A 15,537-nucleotide genomic window follows, 5' to 3' on the forward strand; every position below is an offset into this window, starting at 1 on the left:
CCTTTACTTCTTCTTGCCTTCCTTGCGGAAGATATACTCATCCTTGTAGCGGATGCCTTTGCCCTTATAGGGCTCGGGCTTGCGCCATTCGCGGATGTTTGCTGCAACCTGACCGACCTCTTGCTGGTCGATACCTTCAACGATGATTTCGGTCGGCTTCGGCGCGGTCACGGTGACACCGGCGGGAACCTCGAAATTCACGTCATGCGACAGACCAAGCGCCAGCTTCAGGGTGTTGCCCTGCATCTGTGCCCGGTAACCCACACCCTGGATCTCCAGCTCTTTCTTGAAGCCTTCGGTCACGCCGGTCACCAGATTGGCGACCTGGGTGCGGGACATGCCCCACTGCTGACGGGCCCGCTTGGACTTGCCGCGCGGAGTTACCGACACTGCGTTGTCTTCAATGGTGATCGTCACATCGTCGGTTGCGGTGAAGCTGCGGGTGCCTTTCGGCCCCTTCACTTCAACGGTCTGGCCGGAGACGGATGCCGAAACACCCGACGGCAGCTCGACCGGTTTCTTACCAATACGAGACATTGCCAGACCTCCTTAGAACACGGTGCAGAGCACTTCGCCGCCAACATTGGCGCCGCGTGCTGCTGCATCCGACATCACGCCCTTGGACGTGGAGACGATGGAAACACCCATGCCCTGACGGACCTGCGGGATGTCGTTGACGCTCATGTACACGCGACGGCCGGGCTTGGACACGCGCTTGACTTCGCGGATCACAGGCTCGCCCTCATAGTACTTGAGGCTGATTTCGATGGTGGGATGGCCCTTTGCATCCGTGCCACGTTCGTAGCCGCGGATATAGCCTTCGTCGGCCAGCACATCCAGAACCCAAGCGCGCAGCTTCGATGCCGGGGTCGACACGGTCGACTTGCCACGCATCTGGGCGTTGCGGATACGGGTCAGCATATCACCGATAGGATCGTTCATCATGTCAAACCCTCCTTACCAGCTCGACTTGACCATGCCCGGGATCTGGCCATACGAGGCCAGTTCACGCAGCATGATCCGCGACATTTTCAGCTTACGGTAGTACGCCTTGGGGCGGCCGGTCAGCTGGCAACGGTTGTGCAGACGGGTAGCCGAGCTGTTGCGCGGCAGTTTCGCCAGTTTCAGACGAGCCTTGAAGCGCTCTTCCATCGGCAAGTTCTCATCGTTCGCGATTTCCTTCAGCGCAGCGCGCTTGGCGGCGTATTTTGCCACCAGACGTTCACGCTTCAGTTCGCGTTCGATCATTGCTTTCTTAGCCATGTTCTACTTCCTCTCCGCGGCTCAGCTGTTGAACGGCATGTTGAAATGCTTCAACAGCGCCTTAGCTTCCGCGTCGGTGTTCGCGGTGGTGGTGATCACGATGTCCATACCCCAGACCTCATCGACCTTGTCGAAGTTGATCTCGGGGAACACGATATGTTCCTTCATGCCCATGGCGTAGTTGCCACGGCCATCAAAGGACTTGCCCGACACGCCGCGGAAGTCGCGGATACGGGGCATTGCAATCGTGATCAGGCGATCGAGGAATTCGTACATGCGGTCGCCACGCAGGGTGACCTTGGCGCCGAGCGGCATACCTTCACGAACCCGGAAACCGGCGATCGACTTGGAGGCCGTGGTGGTCAGAGCTTTCTGGCCAGCGATTGCAGTCAGGTCTTCCTGAGCCGACTTGGCTTTCTTGGAATCGCGAACCGCTTCGGCCCCGCAGCCGATGTTCAGGACGATCTTGTCCAGGCGCGGGATCTGCATGTCGTTCTTGTAGCCGAACTCTTCCTTCATGGCAGCGCGGATGCTGTCCTTGTAGGCGGCCTTCAGACGCGGGGTGTAGTTTGCGGAATCAAGCATCGATCACGTCCCCCGTGGTCTTGGCGTAACGGACCTTCTTGTCGCCTTCCATGCGGAAGCCAACGCGGGTTGCTTTGCCATTTGCGTCGAGAAGCGCCAGGTTCGACAGATCGATCGGCATTGCCTTGGGAAGGCGGCCGCCCTGATCGGTCTGGCTCTGACGGGTGTGACGGATGGCCATGTTGATGCCCTCCACCACGGCTTTGCCGGCCTTGGGGTTCACGGAAGTAATGGTGCCTTCCTTGCCCTTGTCCTTGCCGGCCAGCACGACGACCTTGTCGCCGGTTTTCAGCTTAGCAGCCATCTTACAGCACCTCCGGGGCGAGCGAGATGATCTTCATGAAGTTCTTGGCACGCAGTTCGCGCACAACCGGCCCGAAGATACGGGTACCGACCGGCTCACCTGCGTTGTTCAGGATCACGGCGGCGTTGCGGTCAAAGCGGATGGCGGTGCCGTCTTCACGGCGAACTTCTTTGGCGGTGCGCACGACGACGGCCTTGCGGACGTCCCCTTTCTTCACGCGGCCGCGCGGAATGGCTTCCTTCACCGAGACGACAATGATGTCGCCAACGGAGGCGTATTTACGCTTGGAACCACCCAGGACCTTGATGCACTGCACCCGGCGAGCGCCGGAGTTGTCAGCGACATCCAGATTGGTCTGCATCTGGATCATGTGGTTTCTCCCGACCTGTGGGGGCTGGTCTAGTTTGTTCCCCCAGGGTTTCGTTCAGTCTGAAAAGCCGGTGCCTTAGTTGGCAACGACCTCCCAGCGTTTGGACTTCGAAATGGGGGCACATTCCTGGATACGGACGGTGTCACCCACCTTGAAGGTGTTGTTTGCATCGTGAGCCCGGTACTTCTTGGATTTACGGATGGTTTTCTGCAGCACGGGGTGCTTGAAGCGGCGCTCGACAGACACGGTGATGGTCTGTTCGTTCTTGTCGCTGGTGACGGTGCCGGTAAGGATACGTTTGGGCATTGTCTTACGCCTCCGCCGCGGCAGCAGCCGCTTTTTCGTTCAGTACGGTGAGAACACGGGCCGCATCACGGCGCACGGTGCGCATACGCGCGGTGTTCTCGATTTGGCCGGTGGCCTGCTGGAAACGCAGGTTGAAGGCTTCTTTCTTAAGATTGGCAAGCTCGTCGCGGAGTTGATCCGGCGTCTTGTCACGCAGTTCCTGGGCGTTCATCGCCTTTTCCTTTTCTACAATCACCAGAAGGCGCCTCGAGTTGTTGAGGGTAACCTTGGCCCTGGTGGTTATATGACAAACGACGAATCCCCGGACAGGGCCCGGGGACTCGGCAGATGCCGCTCTATAAGAGGGTTGGGCACAGGGGGCAAGGGTTAGATTGAAAAACCTTTGTCGTAAGGCTGCGATGCCTCTCGCGTGAAGTCGCGCCTTAGTTTAATAGCACGTTTATGCCCAATATCTCCTCCCTCTTCGTGACCCGCCTCTACCGCGCCCGCTTGTCGGAATTCGCCCCCGCCATCGACCCGCAGGAGCTGGACAATTCCTGCATCGTGATCGCCGAGGATGACGAGGCGGGGCAGGAGTGGTGCGAGGAGAATGGCTATCCCGGCTATACCTCCTACGCCTCGCTCACCGACCTGCCTTGGCGCTTTCCCATCTTCGCGGATCTGGTGAAGGTGCTGGATCAGCATGTGGCGGCCTTTGCCGAGGATCTGGAATTCGACCTCGACAGCCGCAAGCTGGTGTTGGAGGATCTGTGGATCAACATCCTGCCCGAGGGTGGTATGCATTCCAGCCACCTGCACCCGCATTCAGTCATTTCAGGCACCACCTATGTGGCCATGCCCGAAGGGGCCAGCGCCCTGAAGCTTGAAGACCCGCGCTCAGGCCGGATGATGGCCGCCCCGGCCCGGCTCAAAGGCGCGCGGGAGGAGCTGAAGACCTTCATCTATGTGAAACCCGATGTGGGCGACGTGCTGCTTTGGGAAAGCTGGCTGCGCCACGAGGTGCCGATGAACATGGCCGAAGAGGAACGCATCTCGGTCAGCTTCAACTACCGTTGGGAGTAAGCCCCGCGCGCCCGGCCAGCAGGCGCGCAGGAGTTTGATCAGACCATCGCCAAAATGCGCGCCGGACCACCACTGCCGCCCCGGAACTTGGGCGCGCCGATGAAGATCGTGGCGCCGGACGCGGGCAGCCGGTCCAGGTTGGCGACATTCTCGATCCCGAAGCGGCCCGAGGGCAGCCAGGAATAATGCGTCGCGAAATCCTGCGAATTGCCGGGGTCGAGCGACAGCGTGTCCACCGCGATGGAGCTTGCGCCGGTCTCCTCCATCAGCATTTGCGCCGCTTCCACGTGGAAGCCGGGATAATGCTGCATCTCGCCATCGAAATTGCGGAAGCCGTCGGTGTCTACCTTGGCACCCCAACCGGAATACATAGCCACGCAGGCATTGTCGGGGATATCGCCATTATCAGCGATCCAGGCGCGCAGATCGTCGGGCGTTACGGTCGTATCTGCATCTTCCGCCGCGCGGGCGGCGATGTCGATCACGCAAAGCGGCGCAATCAGGTTGCCAACCGGGATTTCGTCAACCGACAGCCCGTCAGCCGAGAAATGCAACGGCGCGTCGATGTGGGTGCCGGTGTGTTCGGCGATATGCAGCTGGAACAGGTTGAACCCGTGTTCGGAGAAATTGAACTCCTGCTCCATGGCAAAGCCCGGTGCGCCGCCCCAGGTGGGGAAGTCATGATGCAGCGCATGGGTTAGGTCCTCGATCGCCCCGTGCCCCGCCGCCATGGCAGGCAGTGCGGTCGTGGCTCCGACGGCTGCAGCCGCCCCTGCCCCTGCCGTCGCCTTGAAGAAACTGCGACGCGACAGCATCCGTTCCTTCACCGCGTTCATCACACAGATATCGCACATGAGCTTTCTCCCTGTTGTTGGATGACATGGAGCTTAGCGTGGTTTCGGGATTCTCCCTATAGGTGTGTGGAAGCGGACATTTCGCGGCTGACTTCTTGACCGATGCGCGCCGAACCCCGATCTTTCCCCTTGTTAGGACACGCGTCATTTGGGCGGGGATATACGCCCCCCACATCAGAAAGGACATTTCAGATGCAATGCCATGAGGTTGACTACGAGCTCTTCGGCGACGACATGCAGATCGTCGAGGTGGAGCTTGATCCCGGAGAGAAGGTGATCGCTGAGGCGGGGGCCATGAACTACCTCGAAGACGGGATCGGGTTCGAAAGCCGTATGGGCGACGGGGCGCAGCCCACCGGCGGGATCATGAATTCGCTTCTCAATGTCGGAAAGCGGGTGCTGACTGGGGAATCCATCTTCCTCACCCATTTCACAAATAACGGTCAGGGCAAGAAGCGCGTGGCCTTCGCCGCCCCCTATCCCGGCAAGATCATCCCCGTGAATATGGCCGAGATCGGTGGGGAGCTGATCTGTCAGAAGGATGCCTTTCTGTGTGCCGCCTTCGGCACCACCACCGGCATCGCCTTTCAGAAGAAGCTGGGCGTCGGGTTCTTCGGGGGCGAGGGGTTTATCCTTCAGCGCCTGAACGGCGACGGCATGGCCTTCATCCATGTGGGCGGCACGGTCATCAAGCGAGAGCTTGCAGCCGGCGAAACCCTGCGCGTCGATACCGGATGTCTTGCCGCGATGGATGGTAGCGTCGGTTATGACATCGAACGGGCCGGGAACCTGAAGTCGATGGTGTTCGGTGGCGAAGGCATCTTCCTCGCCACCCTGAAAGGCCCCGGTACCGTCTGGCTGCAAAGCCTGCCTTTCTCACGCCTCGCCGACCGCATCATGCGCGCGGCAGGTCCGGATGGCAGCAGGGGCGAAGGGTCTGTCCTTGGCGGCCTGGGGGATATGTTCGGGGATCGTTAAGCGCGCGCGGGGAAGCGCCTTCGAAGGCGCTTTGACCCGATTTCGAAATCGGGTGGGAAGGCGGTTCGAACCGCCTTGGCCCCGCCTCTGGTCAAACCGTGCCCGTGACCTGGATGGACAGCGCAAAAAAGAAAACCCCCACCGATCTCTCGGCGGGGGTTTTCGATGTCGTAGGGTGGGCAGTTTGCCCACCACTTACCAGTCTTCGCGGACCACGGTGCGGGTCTTGATCGGCAGCTTCATCGCAGCCAGGCGCAGGGCCTCGCGTGCGATCGGCTCGGACACGCCGTCGATCTCGAACATGATCCGGCCGGGCTTGACCTTGCAGGCCCAGTAATCGACCGAACCCTTACCTTTACCCATACGAACTTCTACGGGCTTAGAGGTCACGGGCAGATCGGGGAAAATCCGGATCCAGACACGACCCTGACGCTTCATGTGACGCGTCATGGCCCGACGGGCGGCTTCGATCTGACGGGCGGTGACCCGCTCGGGTTGCAGCGCCTTCAGGCCGAAGGTGCCGAAGTTCAGGTCAGACCCGCCCTTCGCTTCACCGCGGATACGGCCCTTGTGCTGTTTGCGGAATTTTGTGCGCTTCGGTTGCAGCATTTTCTTCTACTCCTTAGCGATCACGACGGCCGCGGCCACCGCCCTGAGGACGCGGTCCGCCACCTTCCTGGGCTTCAGCGTGGCGACGGTCACGGGCAGCGGGATCGTGCTCCATGATTTCGCCTTTGAAGATCCAGGTCTTGATGCCGATGATGCCGTAGGGCGTGGACGCCTCGGCATGTGCATAGTCGATGTCGGCGCGAAGGGTGTGAAGCGGCACGCGGCCCTCACGATACCATTCGGTCCGTGCGATTTCAGCGCCACCCAGACGGCCGGCAACGTTCACGCGGATGCCGAGGGCACCCATACGCATGGCGTTCTGCACGGCGCGCTTCATGGCACGACGGAAGGACACACGACGTTCCAGCTGCTGCGCGATGGATTCTGCAACCAGGGCAGCGTCCAGCTCGGGCTTGCGGATCTCAACGATGTTGAGGTGCAGTTCCGACGCGGTCATCGACGCGAGCTTTTTGCGCAGGGTTTCGATATCGGCGCCTTTTTTGCCGATGATCACGCCCGGACGTGCGGTGTGAACGGTGACGCGGCACTTGCGGTGCGGACGTTCGATGATCACACGGGACACACCCGCCTGCTTGCACTCTTCGTGGATGAACTCACGGATCTTGATGTCCTCCAGCAGGAGGTTCCCGTAGTCCTTGGTATCGGCGTACCAGCGGCTGTCCCAGGTGCGGTTCACCTGCAGGCGCATGCCAATCGGATTAACCTTGTGACCCATTAGGCTTGCTCCTCAACTTGACGCACCGTGATGGTGAGTTCCGAAAACGGCTTCACGATCCGGCCAAAGCGGCCACGGCCACGCGGGCGACCGCGCTTCATGACCATGTTCTTGCCGACATAGGCTTCGGCGACAACCAGTTCGTCCACATCGAGATTGTGGTTGTTCTCGGCGTTGGCGATAGCGGACTGAAGGCACTTCTTCACGTCTACGGCGATCCGCTTCTTCGAGAAGGTCAGATCGGCCAGGGCCTTGTCGACCGACTTGCCGCGGATCATCTGTGCGACGAGGTTCAGCTTCTGCGGGCTGGTGCGCAGCATACGCAGCTTTGCCATCGCCTCGTTGTCCGCCACGCGGCGGGGATTCTTATCCTTGCCCATGGCTTACTTCCTCTTCGCTTTCTTGTCGGCCGCGTGACCATAATAGGTCCGCGTCGGCGAGTATTCACCGAACTTCTGGCCGATCATGTCCTCGGTGACGTTCACCGGGATATGCTTCTTGCCATTGTAGACGCCGAAGGTAAGGCCCACGAACTGGGGCAGAATGGTGGAGCGGCGCGACCAGATCTTGATGACCTCGTTGCGGCCCGACTCACGAGCTTTTTCGGCCTTCTTGAGGACGTATGCGTCGACAAAAGGACCCTTCCAGACGGAACGCGACATGGATCAGCGCCCTTTCTTCTTGGCGTGACGCGAGCGGATGATCAGCTTTTGCGACGCCTTGTTCTTGTTGCGGGTACGAGCCCCTTTGGTCGGCTTGCCCCAAGGGGTAACCGGGTGACGGCCACCAGAGGTCCGGCCTTCACCACCACCGTGGGGGTGATCAACCGGGTTCATCACGACACCACGCACAGAGGGGCGGATGCCCTTGTGGCGGTTGCGACCGGCTTTACCGATATTCTGGTTCGAGTTGTCCGGGTTCGACACGGCACCAACGGTGGCCATGCATTCCTGACGCACCAGGCGAAGTTCGCCCGAGGACAGGCGGATCTGGGCGTAGCCACCATCACGACCGACAAACTGGGCATAGGTGCCCGCGGCGCGCGCGATCTGGCCACCCTTGCCGGGCTTGAGCTCGATATTGTGGATGATCGTCCCGATCGGCATGCCCGAGAACGGCATTGCGTTGCCCGGCTTGATGTCAGCCTTGGCAGACGCGATCACCTTGTCGCCAATACCAAGACGCTGCGGCGCGAGGATATAGGCCTGCTCGCCGTCTTCGTACTTGACCAGGGCGATGAACGCGGTGCGGTTGGGGTCATATTCGATCCGCTCGACGGTCGCGGTGACGTCGAACTTGTTCCGCTTGAAATCGACGATGCGATAGAGACGCTTTGCCCCACCGCCGCGGCGGCGCATCGTGATCCGTCCGGTGTTGTTCCGGCCGCCCGACTTGGTCAGACCCTCGGTGAGGGCCTTGACAGGACGTCCTTTCCACAGCTCCGAACGGTCGATCAGAACCAGCCCACGCTGGCCCGGCGTCGTCGGCTTATACGACTTGAGTGCCATGTTTACTGTCTTCCGTTTTCTGTGCGGGTCATGCGGCAGCTGCTGCGAGACCCTGATGTTATAGGCCCCCGTAGGTGCCCGTCGTGAATGTCCTTGCGAACAAAAGCAGAGCCCCGGACGAATCCGGGGCCTTGCCGATGGGGTCTCTTAGGGGGTTCGGGGGGTGGGGTCAAGCACCGTCGGTGACAAAGGGAGCACGCCGTGGGATCGCCAGACCGCGGGATGGCGAGACAACACCTGTGGGGCTCAGATTTTCCCTCCAGACCCGAACTTCGTACGAACGTTGCACCCGAAATCACCCAATCGCCAGCCGGGGGGCAGTCTGGCAATCGAGCGGCGGCCTCTCGCTCCTTGCTTGAGCGCGACAAAACGTTCAGAATTCGATAGCCATAGTCCTGAGCCTGACGTTGATGAGGAAATCAATGCGTCCAATCTTTACAATACATGCAGGTGAATTCGTCTTTGGTGAAGCCATCGAAAAACTGTTTCCGTCAGCCGATCTGTGGATTCCTGCGAAAGACAGAGGTATTGATTTTCTTATCACAGTGCCCGGTCAGGAGAAGTCAGTATCGGTCCAAGTAAAAATGTCCCGAGACTACAGCAACGCGCTTGCAAAAACTGAATTTGACAAGCGGCAACTCGCAGGTGGTTGGTTTAAATTTTCTCACGAGAAGATCGCAAACAGTCCCGCAGAAATTTGGTCATTAATACTCATTTCCAGATCACGAAAGACTAAGCCAATGTTTGTTAATATTCGGCCCGACGCCTTGCTGGACAAGCTAGAAACAACGCATGGCGTCAAAGACAGTTATGACCTCTATCCCTGGATCTTGAAGATGCACTCAAAGACGATTTGTGTTGAAGGCCGTGGTCTCAAGAAGGATGCCCGTGAACAGATTGCTTGTGGTGAGCGGATACCTGAAAGTCGTGATTGGACTGAACACTTCGAAGACTGGGACATCTTCAACTTGAACTAGTGATTGCAACAATCCCGTCATGCAACGAGTTCGGTCCCTTAGCAGAACGGCTTTAGAACTCGCATCCAGTGGTTGACCAACCCGCGTTACGCCACGTGCACGATTATCGCAAACCCCTCCCCTTCGCTCGGCGGCACGAAGTGGCTGGTGATCTGTTCGAACTGTTCATCTGTCACCTCGAACGGGTGCTCTCCATCTGCATTGCGCGCCTTCAGCCGGGCCTTGCAGACCGCATCGGGGACGTCGAGATAGTGCAGCATGTGCGGCGCATCGGTGCTATCGGCCAAGTCTTTCATCCAGCGGCGCTGTTCGATCGTGTTGGCCGGGAAATCCAGCACCACGCTCACCCCCGCCGCCAGCAGGTCGCGCACCAGCGGGCCCACGACTTTCTTCAGCCGGGTGGAATAGCGCATATAGTCAGGGATCGTCAGCAGCTCGTCTGGGTAGAGCAGCGGCAGCCACTCATCCTCTGACAGCACCACCGCGCGATGCTCCGCCGCCAGTGCCTTGGACAGTGTCGATTTGCCCGCCGCTATCTTGCCGCAGAGGAAATGCAGTTCGGCTTGCCCGCTCGCCATGATCAAATTCTCTTCTTCTATCCAGTCCAGATCATATGGGGCATCTATGAAACAAGAAAACCCCCGGCTTTCACCGAGGGTTCGGTTAACAATACAGACCTGAAGATCAGGCCAAACTGGGCCATCCACGACAGGCCACAAACTCGGAAGAGCCCTTACTTGGGTACGCGCCAGAAATAGCCGTGGTCGTCAATTCGCTCGATTGGCGCATCGATGCCGTGTTCATCCCGATACTCATCCACAGCGGCACGGCAGCCTTTCCAGGATCCGTAGTCATCAATAATCACAAACCCACCGGGGGATACCTTGGGATACAGATTGACAAGGGCGTCCATCGTGGATTCATAAAGATCACCGTCCAAACGCGCGATGGCAATCTTCTCAACCGGCGCGGTCGGCAGGGTATCGCTAAACCAGCCTTTCAGAAACTTCACTCGGTCATCCAGAAGATCAAACCGCCGGAAATTTGCCTCTACAGCTTGTTGCGTAACAGCGAGGGTGCTGCTTCCACTGAGTTCTGGATCATCCGCAATTTCAAGATCCCTGCCGTATTGCTTGGGCAGACCCTCGAAACTGTCAGCACACCAGACTGAACGATCCGTAGCTCCGCGAAGATCCAGCAGAGCTTTCGCAAACATCATGGCGCCACCGCGCCAAACACCGGTTTCAATGACATCCCCTTCAATGCCGTCTGCAAGCACGGTTTCAAGGCAGAACTCGATATTATCCAGGCGCTTATGGCCAACCATCGTATAGCCAAACAGCGGCCAATCTTCACCGCCCTGACGTCTCGCCGGATCAAACGGCAATTGTCTCACCACAGCGTATCCGCGCTTCTTAGCCGTCCGAGCAATCCAGCGCCGGACACGTGATCGCAGCGACTTGTCCCCCCCTGCGGCCACGCCTTTCGCGACATCATAGGCATCAAGTATCTGCCACGCGCTTTCGTTGTAGCAAGACGCGGTCAGGACTTCTTTGAAGAGATTGAGGTCAGTGATCGCTGGCCTGGTGATGTCTGGAGAGGTCAAAGCTAGTTTCCTTATCGGCCACGGTGCAAACTGCGTTCCGTCTTATCAAAGATGCCGCAGAAGACACTATGCGCATCTGCATCGGTATCAACAAGTACGGCCCGGCTTCGTGCGAAGTCGGGCCGTACTAAATGTTCTACATGGCGATCAGAGGCCAGTCGATACGTCGATCGTGTTGCCCTCTTCGAGGGTCACATAGGCCTTCTTCACGTCCTTCCGCTTGCCAAGCTGGCCGCGGAAGCGCTTGGTTTTACCCTTGGTGATGGTCGTGTTCACGGCCTTCACCTTCACGCCGAAGAGGTTTTCAACCGCTTCCTTGATCTGGGGTTTGTTCGCGTCGATCGCCACTTCGAAGACAATGGCACCGTTCTCGGACGCCATGGTCGACTTTTCGGTGATGACCGGCTTGCGGATCACGTCGTAATGTTCTGCCTTCGCGCTCATTTCAGTCGAGCCTCCAGTGCTTCGACACCCGCCTTGGTGATCACGAGCGTATCACGCTTGAGGATGTCATAGACGTTTGCGCCCATGGTCGGCAGAACATCGAGACCTTCGATGTTGCGCGCGGCCTTGGCGAAGTTTGCGTCCACGTCAGCGCCGTCGATGATCAGCGCGCGCTTCCAACCCAGCTCCTTGACCTGCTTGGCCAGGACCGAGGTTTTAGCGACGTCCATCGAGATGCTGTCCAGAACGACCAGCTCACCCGCTGCCGCCTTGGCGGACAGGGCGTGACGCAGGCCGAGCTTGCGGAACTTCTTCGGCAGATCGTGGCCGTGGCTGCGCGGGGTCGGGCCCTTGTAGACACCACCCTTGCGGAAGATAGGCGCGTTGCGGTCACCATGGCGTGCGCCACCGGTGCCCTTCTGGCGATAGATCTTCTTCGTCGAGTAGCTGGTTTCCGACCGGGTCTTCACCTTGTGGGTGCCGGCCTGGGCGTTGTTGCGCTGCCACCGAACGACGCGGTGCAGGATGTCGGCACGGGGTTCCAGACCGAAGAGATCTTCGGACAGTTCCACGGAACCGGCAGTGCCGCCGTCGAGCTTGATCACATCAAGTTTCATTCTTCCGCTCCTTCAGCAGGAGCCTCGACCGGCGCTTCCACTGCGGCCGACTTCACGGCTGCGGGGAACGGAACGCCATCGGGCAATTTCTTCTTCACGGCATCCTTGATGGTGACCCAGCCACCCTTCGAGCCCGGAACAGCGCCCTTGACCATGATCAGACCACGGTCTGCATCGGTCTTAACGACTTCCAGGTTCTGGGTGGTGACGCGCACGGCGCCCATGTGGCCAGCCATCTTCTTGCCTTTGAACACGCGGCCGGGGTCTTGACACTGACCGGTCGAACCGTGCGAACGGTGGCTGATCGACACACCGTGAGAGGCGCGAAGACCACCGAAGTTGTGCCGCTTCATGGCACCGGCGAAGCCTTTACCGATCGAGGTGCCGGACACGTCGACCCGCTGGCCTTCCAGGAAGTGTTCAGCCGACAGTTCGGCGCCCACTTCGATCAGGTTGTCAGGGGTCACACGGAATTCCGCCAGCTTGCGCTTAGGGGCCACGCCAGCACCGGCGTAATGGCCGCGCATGGCCTTGGAAACACGCTTGACCTTCGGGGTGCCAGCGCCGAGCTGAACGGCAGAGTAGCCGTCTTTCTCGGTGGTGCGCTGCGACACGACCTGCAGGTTATCAAGCTGAAGAACGGTCACAGGGATCTGCTTGCCGTCTTCCATGAACAGGCGGGTCATGCCCACCTTCTTGGCGATCAATCCAGAGCGCATCTGATTGCCCTCCTTAGACCGAAATCTGAACGTCGACGCCAGCAGCGAGGTCGAGCTTCATCAGCGCGTCCACGGTCTGCGGGGTCGGGTCGACGATGTCGAGCAGACGCTTGTGGGTACGGATTTCCCACTGGTCACGGCTCTTCTTGTCGATATGGGGGCCACGGAGAACCGTGAACTTCTCGATCTTGTTCGGCAGCGGGATCGGTCCGCGAACTTGCGCGCCGGTCCGCTTGGCGGTGTTGACGATCTCTTGCGTGGACGCATCCAGCACACGATAGTCAAACGCCTTGAGCCGGATACGAATGTTCTGACTTTGCATGTCATTCGCCCTTTCAGGCTTAGAGTTGATAGGACGACCGGCGGCTCATTCCTCCGGCCCTCTTCGAACTCAAAAAGCGGGATCGAATCCCGCTTCTCAAGCAGTCCGCATTAGCGAACCCGCGCGCTATACGCGGGATGGAGTGGTGGGGCAAGGGGAAAGTTGGGGATTTCAGCTCACTCGGGCCGAGTGGCTACCCACGCCCCACTCGCAGATCAATAGTCAGCTCGTCTACGCCAGATGATCCAAAAAATCTGAAGGGGAACGAAAACAGCCATCGTTAGCCAAGCGATCCCAAGCTGCACTTCGTGCCCAGTCATGGGGTGGCGCATTCCGGTCAGGGCCTCGCAAACGGAAACTTCTCCAAAAATCACAGGAGCCAGATTGACTGCATAGACCAATTGCCAGCCCAGAACACCAATAAGAGGTGCGCATACAACCAGAACAATGGGCCCAGCCTCTGATTTAGCCAGGGCGAGCAAGCCGAGAACATACAGGGGACCGGAATAACACACTAAGTAAGGCCCAGCAGCGCCGCCTTGTGTGCAGGTCTCAGGCAACATACCAATGGCTGCGAACGCGCCAGCGAGATAGAACAATACAATCGAAAAGATAGCCCACATTTCTGAAACGCTCACATGCCAACTCGCATGAGTCAACAAAGCGCACTCAAGCATTGAAGTACCCCTTTCGAAGTCGCTCATGTTGTTCGAGCGCGGAAACAAGGCGAAGCCACCGCGCATTGCCGACGCGTCCCGACGCGGAGGCGATTTGGTGAGGGACATGCGAGCTTGAGAGGTTCGATGAATTTGGCTTGGATAAAGTGATAGCAACTGCCGTTCGGATCGCCCCGCGCGCGCCGGCACTGCGCTCCTCGTCTGGTAAAATAGATATACGCTCTGAGTGTACTGGGCCCTGCAAATCAAAAAGGCCCGCTCGGCAATGCCGCTGTCGCCTGTCCGCATGTCAACACTGACCGCCTTTGAGATCAGGAAACCTGCTTGTCAGGTACCGAGAAACGACCGGCAACCGGACCTGCCACTCAGACTTCTGGGAAAGCAGGGGGATCGTCGTGCTACCCTACGCCTCATGTACTTGACAGATTGAAACATGCGGGTCCTGCAGGATAAGCAGGGGTGCGGAGAGAAGGGGGCACAATGAGTTTGCGATCACGGATCATCAACGGGCCGGGCTTTTTCTTCGTCATGTCCAGCCTGCTTTCCGGATGGATGCGCTTCGTCGCAGCCACCTCGCGCATCGACCGAAAGGGATGGGCTGAGGTCGAAGAGGCCATCGGGACCGATCGGGGCGTGATCATCTGTTGCTGGCACCAGCGGATCATGATGTCGCCCTTCCTGATGCCCGGCAATGAGGACCGCTGCAACAGCCTCACCTCGCACAAACGCCCGGGGCGCATAGTCGGCCAGATGCTGAAACGTTTCGGGTTCAAGACCACCCCTCTGCCGCCTGGAACAATGGGGACGAGCCAGATGCGCAGCCTTCTCGGGGGGCTGAGGCAGGGCATTTCGATCTGCATGTCACCGGATGGGTCGAGCGGGCCGGCTTTCGAATGCAAGATCGTCCCGATTCAGTGGGCACGGGCATCCGGCGTTCCGATTTTCGTCTTCACCTTCTCGTGCAAAAGGTCCTGGGCCTTACCGACCTGGGACAGGATGATGCTGCCCTTGCCATTCAATCGCATGACGCTTCAGTGGCAAAAATGGGATCGGCAGGTTCCGCGCCAGAGCGACGATTTCGAAGCATTGCGGATCGATTTGCAGGGCTTCATGAATGATCAGGTGGCAGAGTTGGACGCTGTTTACGGGCGCAATCCCTAGCCTCGGGGTCAAAGGGCAGGAATGTCGGCAATCGATCTTCCGAAAGGACAAGGGCCCGGTGCTGCGGGCCAAGCAAAAAGGCCGCCCGATTGGGCGGCCTTTCTGTTTGTCTTGGTGATCCGGTCGCTTATGCGAGGATCTTGGACACGACGCCGGAACCCACGGTGCGGCCGCCTTCGCGGATGGCGAAGCGCAGGCCGTCTTCCATGGCGATCGGGGCGATCAGCTCAACCGTGAACTTCAGGTTGTCGCCGGGCATCACCATCTCGGTGCCTTCGGGCAGCTGAACGGTGCCGGTCACGTCCGTGGTACGGAAGTAGAACTGCGGGCGGTAGTTCGCGAAGAACGGCGTGTGACGGCCACCTTCTTCCTTGGTCAGGATGTAGACCTCGGCTTCGAACTGGGTGTGCGGGTTCACAGATTTCGGCTTGCACAGAAC

Annotated in this window: 26 protein-coding genes; 4 read left to right on the plus strand and 22 right to left on the minus strand. The window is 59.2% G+C overall.

The genetic code is table 11. The features are described from left to right. Positions 1 to 3: 3 nt before the first annotated feature. From rplF to rpmC, 8 genes are all read right to left on the minus strand, one after another. Entirely contained in the window at positions 4 to 537 is a 534-nt protein-coding gene (gene rplF, locus ACROHD_RS14435; RefSeq protein WP_432678845.1) for a 50S ribosomal protein L6, read from the minus strand. Positions 538 to 549: 12 nt separating this feature from the next. Next, positions 550 to 942 carry a 30S ribosomal protein S8 gene (rpsH, locus tag ACROHD_RS14440; RefSeq protein ID WP_071688975.1) on the minus strand — a complete coding sequence of 131 codons (393 nt, stop codon included), beginning with the start codon at positions 940 to 942 and terminating at the stop codon, positions 550 to 552. Positions 943 to 957: 15 nt separating this feature from the next. Next, positions 958 to 1,263, minus strand: coding sequence for a 30S ribosomal protein S14 (gene rpsN / locus ACROHD_RS14445; RefSeq protein ID WP_432678847.1), 306 nt, complete (start codon positions 1,261 to 1,263; stop codon positions 958 to 960). A 21-nt stretch (positions 1,264 to 1,284) separates the two neighbouring features. Continuing rightward, a complete protein-coding gene (gene rplE / locus ACROHD_RS14450; RefSeq protein ID WP_432678848.1) occupies positions 1,285 to 1,848 on the minus strand; it encodes a 50S ribosomal protein L5 in 564 nt (187 codons plus the stop codon). Then, the gene (rplX, locus tag ACROHD_RS14455) at positions 1,841 to 2,152 is read right to left on the minus strand and encodes a 50S ribosomal protein L24 (RefSeq protein WP_432678849.1); all 312 of its coding nucleotides are present in this window, start codon (positions 2,150 to 2,152) and stop codon (positions 1,841 to 1,843) included. Before rplX ends, rplE begins: the two co-directional genes overlap by 8 nt. Before the next feature lies 1 nt (position 2,153). Beyond that, positions 2,154 to 2,522 (minus strand): 50S ribosomal protein L14, encoded by a 369-nt coding sequence (rplN, locus tag ACROHD_RS14460; RefSeq protein WP_007427594.1) that lies wholly within the window; start codon positions 2,520 to 2,522, stop codon positions 2,154 to 2,156. A 75-nt stretch (positions 2,523 to 2,597) separates the two neighbouring features. Then, entirely contained in the window at positions 2,598 to 2,828 is a 231-nt protein-coding gene (gene rpsQ, locus ACROHD_RS14465; RefSeq protein ID WP_432678850.1) for a 30S ribosomal protein S17, read from the minus strand. Between the two features lie 4 nt (positions 2,829 to 2,832). Then, positions 2,833 to 3,039 carry a 50S ribosomal protein L29 gene (gene rpmC, locus ACROHD_RS14470; protein ID WP_432678851.1) on the minus strand — a complete coding sequence of 69 codons (207 nt, stop codon included), beginning with the start codon at positions 3,037 to 3,039 and terminating at the stop codon, positions 2,833 to 2,835. A gap of 230 nt (positions 3,040 to 3,269) precedes the next feature. On the opposite strand from rpmC, the gene ACROHD_RS14475 reads away from it, so the two are divergent. Further along, entirely contained in the window at positions 3,270 to 3,890 is a 621-nt protein-coding gene (locus ACROHD_RS14475) for a 2OG-Fe(II) oxygenase family protein (RefSeq protein WP_432678852.1), read from the plus strand. Between the two features lie 38 nt (positions 3,891 to 3,928). On the opposite strand, the gene ACROHD_RS14480 is transcribed toward ACROHD_RS14475, so the two are convergent. Next, positions 3,929 to 4,744, minus strand: a complete 816-nt coding sequence (locus ACROHD_RS14480) for a cyclase family protein (RefSeq protein WP_432678853.1) — start codon at positions 4,742 to 4,744, stop codon at positions 3,929 to 3,931. 192 nt (positions 4,745 to 4,936) lie between these two features. On the opposite strand from ACROHD_RS14480, the gene ACROHD_RS14485 reads away from it, so the two are divergent. Next, a complete protein-coding gene (locus ACROHD_RS14485) occupies positions 4,937 to 5,722 on the plus strand; it encodes a TIGR00266 family protein (protein WP_432678854.1) in 786 nt (261 codons plus the stop codon). A 195-nt stretch (positions 5,723 to 5,917) separates the two neighbouring features. On the opposite strand, the gene rplP is transcribed toward ACROHD_RS14485, so the two are convergent. The 5 genes from rplP to rplB are packed head-to-tail and all read right to left on the minus strand — an operon-like array spanning position 5,918 to position 8,575. Beyond that, complete coding sequence (rplP, locus tag ACROHD_RS14490; protein ID WP_127556842.1) at positions 5,918 to 6,331, minus strand: 50S ribosomal protein L16; 414 nt, start codon at positions 6,329 to 6,331, stop codon at positions 5,918 to 5,920. 13 nt (positions 6,332 to 6,344) lie between these two features. Beyond that, positions 6,345 to 7,067, minus strand: coding sequence for a 30S ribosomal protein S3 (rpsC, locus tag ACROHD_RS14495; RefSeq protein WP_432678856.1), 723 nt, complete (start codon positions 7,065 to 7,067; stop codon positions 6,345 to 6,347). Further along, a complete protein-coding gene (gene rplV, locus ACROHD_RS14500) occupies positions 7,067 to 7,447 on the minus strand; it encodes a 50S ribosomal protein L22 (RefSeq protein ID WP_432678858.1) in 381 nt (126 codons plus the stop codon). Before rplV ends, rpsC begins: the two co-directional genes overlap by 1 nt. Before the next feature lie 3 nt (positions 7,448 to 7,450). Continuing rightward, the gene (rpsS, locus tag ACROHD_RS14505; protein ID WP_432678859.1) at positions 7,451 to 7,729 is read right to left on the minus strand and encodes a 30S ribosomal protein S19; all 279 of its coding nucleotides are present in this window, start codon (positions 7,727 to 7,729) and stop codon (positions 7,451 to 7,453) included. Between the two features lie 3 nt (positions 7,730 to 7,732). Next, entirely contained in the window at positions 7,733 to 8,575 is an 843-nt protein-coding gene (gene rplB / locus ACROHD_RS14510) for a 50S ribosomal protein L2 (RefSeq protein WP_432678860.1), read from the minus strand. Positions 8,576 to 8,997: 422 nt separating this feature from the next. On the opposite strand from rplB, the gene ACROHD_RS14515 reads away from it, so the two are divergent. Then, entirely contained in the window at positions 8,998 to 9,552 is a 555-nt protein-coding gene (locus tag ACROHD_RS14515) for a hypothetical protein (RefSeq protein WP_432678862.1), read from the plus strand. An 86-nt stretch (positions 9,553 to 9,638) separates the two neighbouring features. On the opposite strand, the gene ACROHD_RS14520 is transcribed toward ACROHD_RS14515, so the two are convergent. From ACROHD_RS14520 to ACROHD_RS14550, 7 genes are all read right to left on the minus strand, one after another. Further along, positions 9,639 to 10,130 (minus strand): P-loop nucleotide/nucleoside kinase family protein, encoded by a 492-nt coding sequence (locus ACROHD_RS14520; RefSeq protein WP_432678864.1) that lies wholly within the window; start codon positions 10,128 to 10,130, stop codon positions 9,639 to 9,641. A gap of 155 nt (positions 10,131 to 10,285) precedes the next feature. Further along, positions 10,286 to 11,158: a TylF/MycF/NovP-related O-methyltransferase gene (locus tag ACROHD_RS14525; protein ID WP_432678866.1), complete on the minus strand. Its 873-nt coding sequence runs from the start codon at positions 11,156 to 11,158 to the stop codon at positions 10,286 to 10,288. Positions 11,159 to 11,305: 147 nt separating this feature from the next. Further along, on the minus strand, positions 11,306 to 11,602 hold the full coding sequence (locus tag ACROHD_RS14530; protein WP_432678867.1) for a 50S ribosomal protein L23: 297 nt from the start codon (positions 11,600 to 11,602) through the stop codon (positions 11,306 to 11,308). After that, positions 11,599 to 12,219: a 50S ribosomal protein L4 gene (gene rplD / locus ACROHD_RS14535; RefSeq protein WP_432678869.1), complete on the minus strand. Its 621-nt coding sequence runs from the start codon at positions 12,217 to 12,219 to the stop codon at positions 11,599 to 11,601. The genes ACROHD_RS14530 and rplD overlap by 4 nt, the downstream gene beginning before the upstream one ends. After that, positions 12,216 to 12,938: a 50S ribosomal protein L3 gene (rplC, locus tag ACROHD_RS14540; protein WP_432678871.1), complete on the minus strand. Its 723-nt coding sequence runs from the start codon at positions 12,936 to 12,938 to the stop codon at positions 12,216 to 12,218. Before rplC ends, rplD begins: the two co-directional genes overlap by 4 nt. Positions 12,939 to 12,951: 13 nt before the next feature. Continuing rightward, complete coding sequence (gene rpsJ / locus ACROHD_RS14545; protein WP_275568361.1) at positions 12,952 to 13,260, minus strand: 30S ribosomal protein S10; 309 nt, start codon at positions 13,258 to 13,260, stop codon at positions 12,952 to 12,954. A 215-nt stretch (positions 13,261 to 13,475) separates the two neighbouring features. Continuing rightward, positions 13,476 to 14,045 carry a hypothetical protein gene (locus ACROHD_RS14550; protein WP_432678873.1) on the minus strand — a complete coding sequence of 190 codons (570 nt, stop codon included), beginning with the start codon at positions 14,043 to 14,045 and terminating at the stop codon, positions 13,476 to 13,478. A gap of 372 nt (positions 14,046 to 14,417) precedes the next feature. On the opposite strand from ACROHD_RS14550, the gene ACROHD_RS14555 reads away from it, so the two are divergent. Then, the gene (locus ACROHD_RS14555) at positions 14,418 to 15,098 is read left to right on the plus strand and encodes a lysophospholipid acyltransferase family protein (RefSeq protein ID WP_432678875.1); all 681 of its coding nucleotides are present in this window, start codon (positions 14,418 to 14,420) and stop codon (positions 15,096 to 15,098) included. Positions 15,099 to 15,225: 127 nt separating this feature from the next. On the opposite strand, the gene ACROHD_RS14560 is transcribed toward ACROHD_RS14555, so the two are convergent. Next, positions 15,226 to 15,537: EF-Tu C-terminal domain-related protein (locus ACROHD_RS14560; protein ID WP_490166577.1), on the minus strand; the 312-nt coding region annotated here is incomplete at its 5' end.

This window comes from Nioella aestuarii (assembly GCF_050896395.1).
Lineage (GTDB): Bacteria > Pseudomonadota > Alphaproteobacteria > Rhodobacterales > Rhodobacteraceae > Nioella > Nioella aestuarii.

Bases quoted from the DNA above. Each gene is read 5' to 3' on its own strand.
- rplF (WP_432678845.1), bottom strand. From the start codon at position 537: ATGTCTCGTATTGGTAAGAAACCGGTCGAGCTGCCGTCGGGTGTTTCG.
- rpsH (WP_071688975.1), bottom strand. From the start codon at position 942: ATGAACGATCCTATCGGTGATATGCTGACCCGTATCCGCAACGCCCAG.
- rpsN (WP_432678847.1), bottom strand. From the start codon at position 1,263: ATGGCTAAGAAAGCAATGATCGAACGCGAACTGAAGCGTGAACGTCTG.
- rplE (WP_432678848.1), bottom strand. From the start codon at position 1,848: ATGCTTGATTCCGCAAACTACACCCCGCGTCTGAAGGCCGCCTACAAG.
- rplX (WP_432678849.1), bottom strand. From the start codon at position 2,152: ATGGCTGCTAAGCTGAAAACCGGCGACAAGGTCGTCGTGCTGGCCGGC.
- rplN (WP_007427594.1), bottom strand. From the start codon at position 2,522: ATGATCCAGATGCAGACCAATCTGGATGTCGCTGACAACTCCGGCGCT.
- rpsQ (WP_432678850.1), bottom strand. From the start codon at position 2,828: ATGCCCAAACGTATCCTTACCGGCACCGTCACCAGCGACAAGAACGAA.
- rpmC (WP_432678851.1), bottom strand. From the start codon at position 3,039: ATGAACGCCCAGGAACTGCGTGACAAGACGCCGGATCAACTCCGCGAC.
- ACROHD_RS14475 (WP_432678852.1), top strand. From the start codon at position 3,270: ATGCCCAATATCTCCTCCCTCTTCGTGACCCGCCTCTACCGCGCCCGC.
- ACROHD_RS14480 (WP_432678853.1), bottom strand. From the start codon at position 4,744: ATGTGCGATATCTGTGTGATGAACGCGGTGAAGGAACGGATGCTGTCG.
- ACROHD_RS14485 (WP_432678854.1), top strand. From the start codon at position 4,937: ATGCAATGCCATGAGGTTGACTACGAGCTCTTCGGCGACGACATGCAG.
- rplP (WP_127556842.1), bottom strand. From the start codon at position 6,331: ATGCTGCAACCGAAGCGCACAAAATTCCGCAAACAGCACAAGGGCCGT.
- rpsC (WP_432678856.1), bottom strand. From the start codon at position 7,067: ATGGGTCACAAGGTTAATCCGATTGGCATGCGCCTGCAGGTGAACCGC.
- rplV (WP_432678858.1), bottom strand. From the start codon at position 7,447: ATGGGCAAGGATAAGAATCCCCGCCGCGTGGCGGACAACGAGGCGATG.
- rpsS (WP_432678859.1), bottom strand. From the start codon at position 7,729: ATGTCGCGTTCCGTCTGGAAGGGTCCTTTTGTCGACGCATACGTCCTC.
- rplB (WP_432678860.1), bottom strand. From the start codon at position 8,575: ATGGCACTCAAGTCGTATAAGCCGACGACGCCGGGCCAGCGTGGGCTG.
- ACROHD_RS14515 (WP_432678862.1), top strand. From the start codon at position 8,998: ATGCGTCCAATCTTTACAATACATGCAGGTGAATTCGTCTTTGGTGAA.
- ACROHD_RS14520 (WP_432678864.1), bottom strand. From the start codon at position 10,130: ATGGCGAGCGGGCAAGCCGAACTGCATTTCCTCTGCGGCAAGATAGCG.
- ACROHD_RS14530 (WP_432678867.1), bottom strand. From the start codon at position 11,602: ATGAGCGCGAAGGCAGAACATTACGACGTGATCCGCAAGCCGGTCATC.
- rplD (WP_432678869.1), bottom strand. From the start codon at position 12,219: ATGAAACTTGATGTGATCAAGCTCGACGGCGGCACTGCCGGTTCCGTG.
- rplC (WP_432678871.1), bottom strand. From the start codon at position 12,938: ATGCGCTCTGGATTGATCGCCAAGAAGGTGGGCATGACCCGCCTGTTC.
- rpsJ (WP_275568361.1), bottom strand. From the start codon at position 13,260: ATGCAAAGTCAGAACATTCGTATCCGGCTCAAGGCGTTTGACTATCGT.
- ACROHD_RS14550 (WP_432678873.1), bottom strand. From the start codon at position 14,045: ATGTCCCTCACCAAATCGCCTCCGCGTCGGGACGCGTCGGCAATGCGC.
- ACROHD_RS14555 (WP_432678875.1), top strand. From the start codon at position 14,418: ATGAGTTTGCGATCACGGATCATCAACGGGCCGGGCTTTTTCTTCGTC.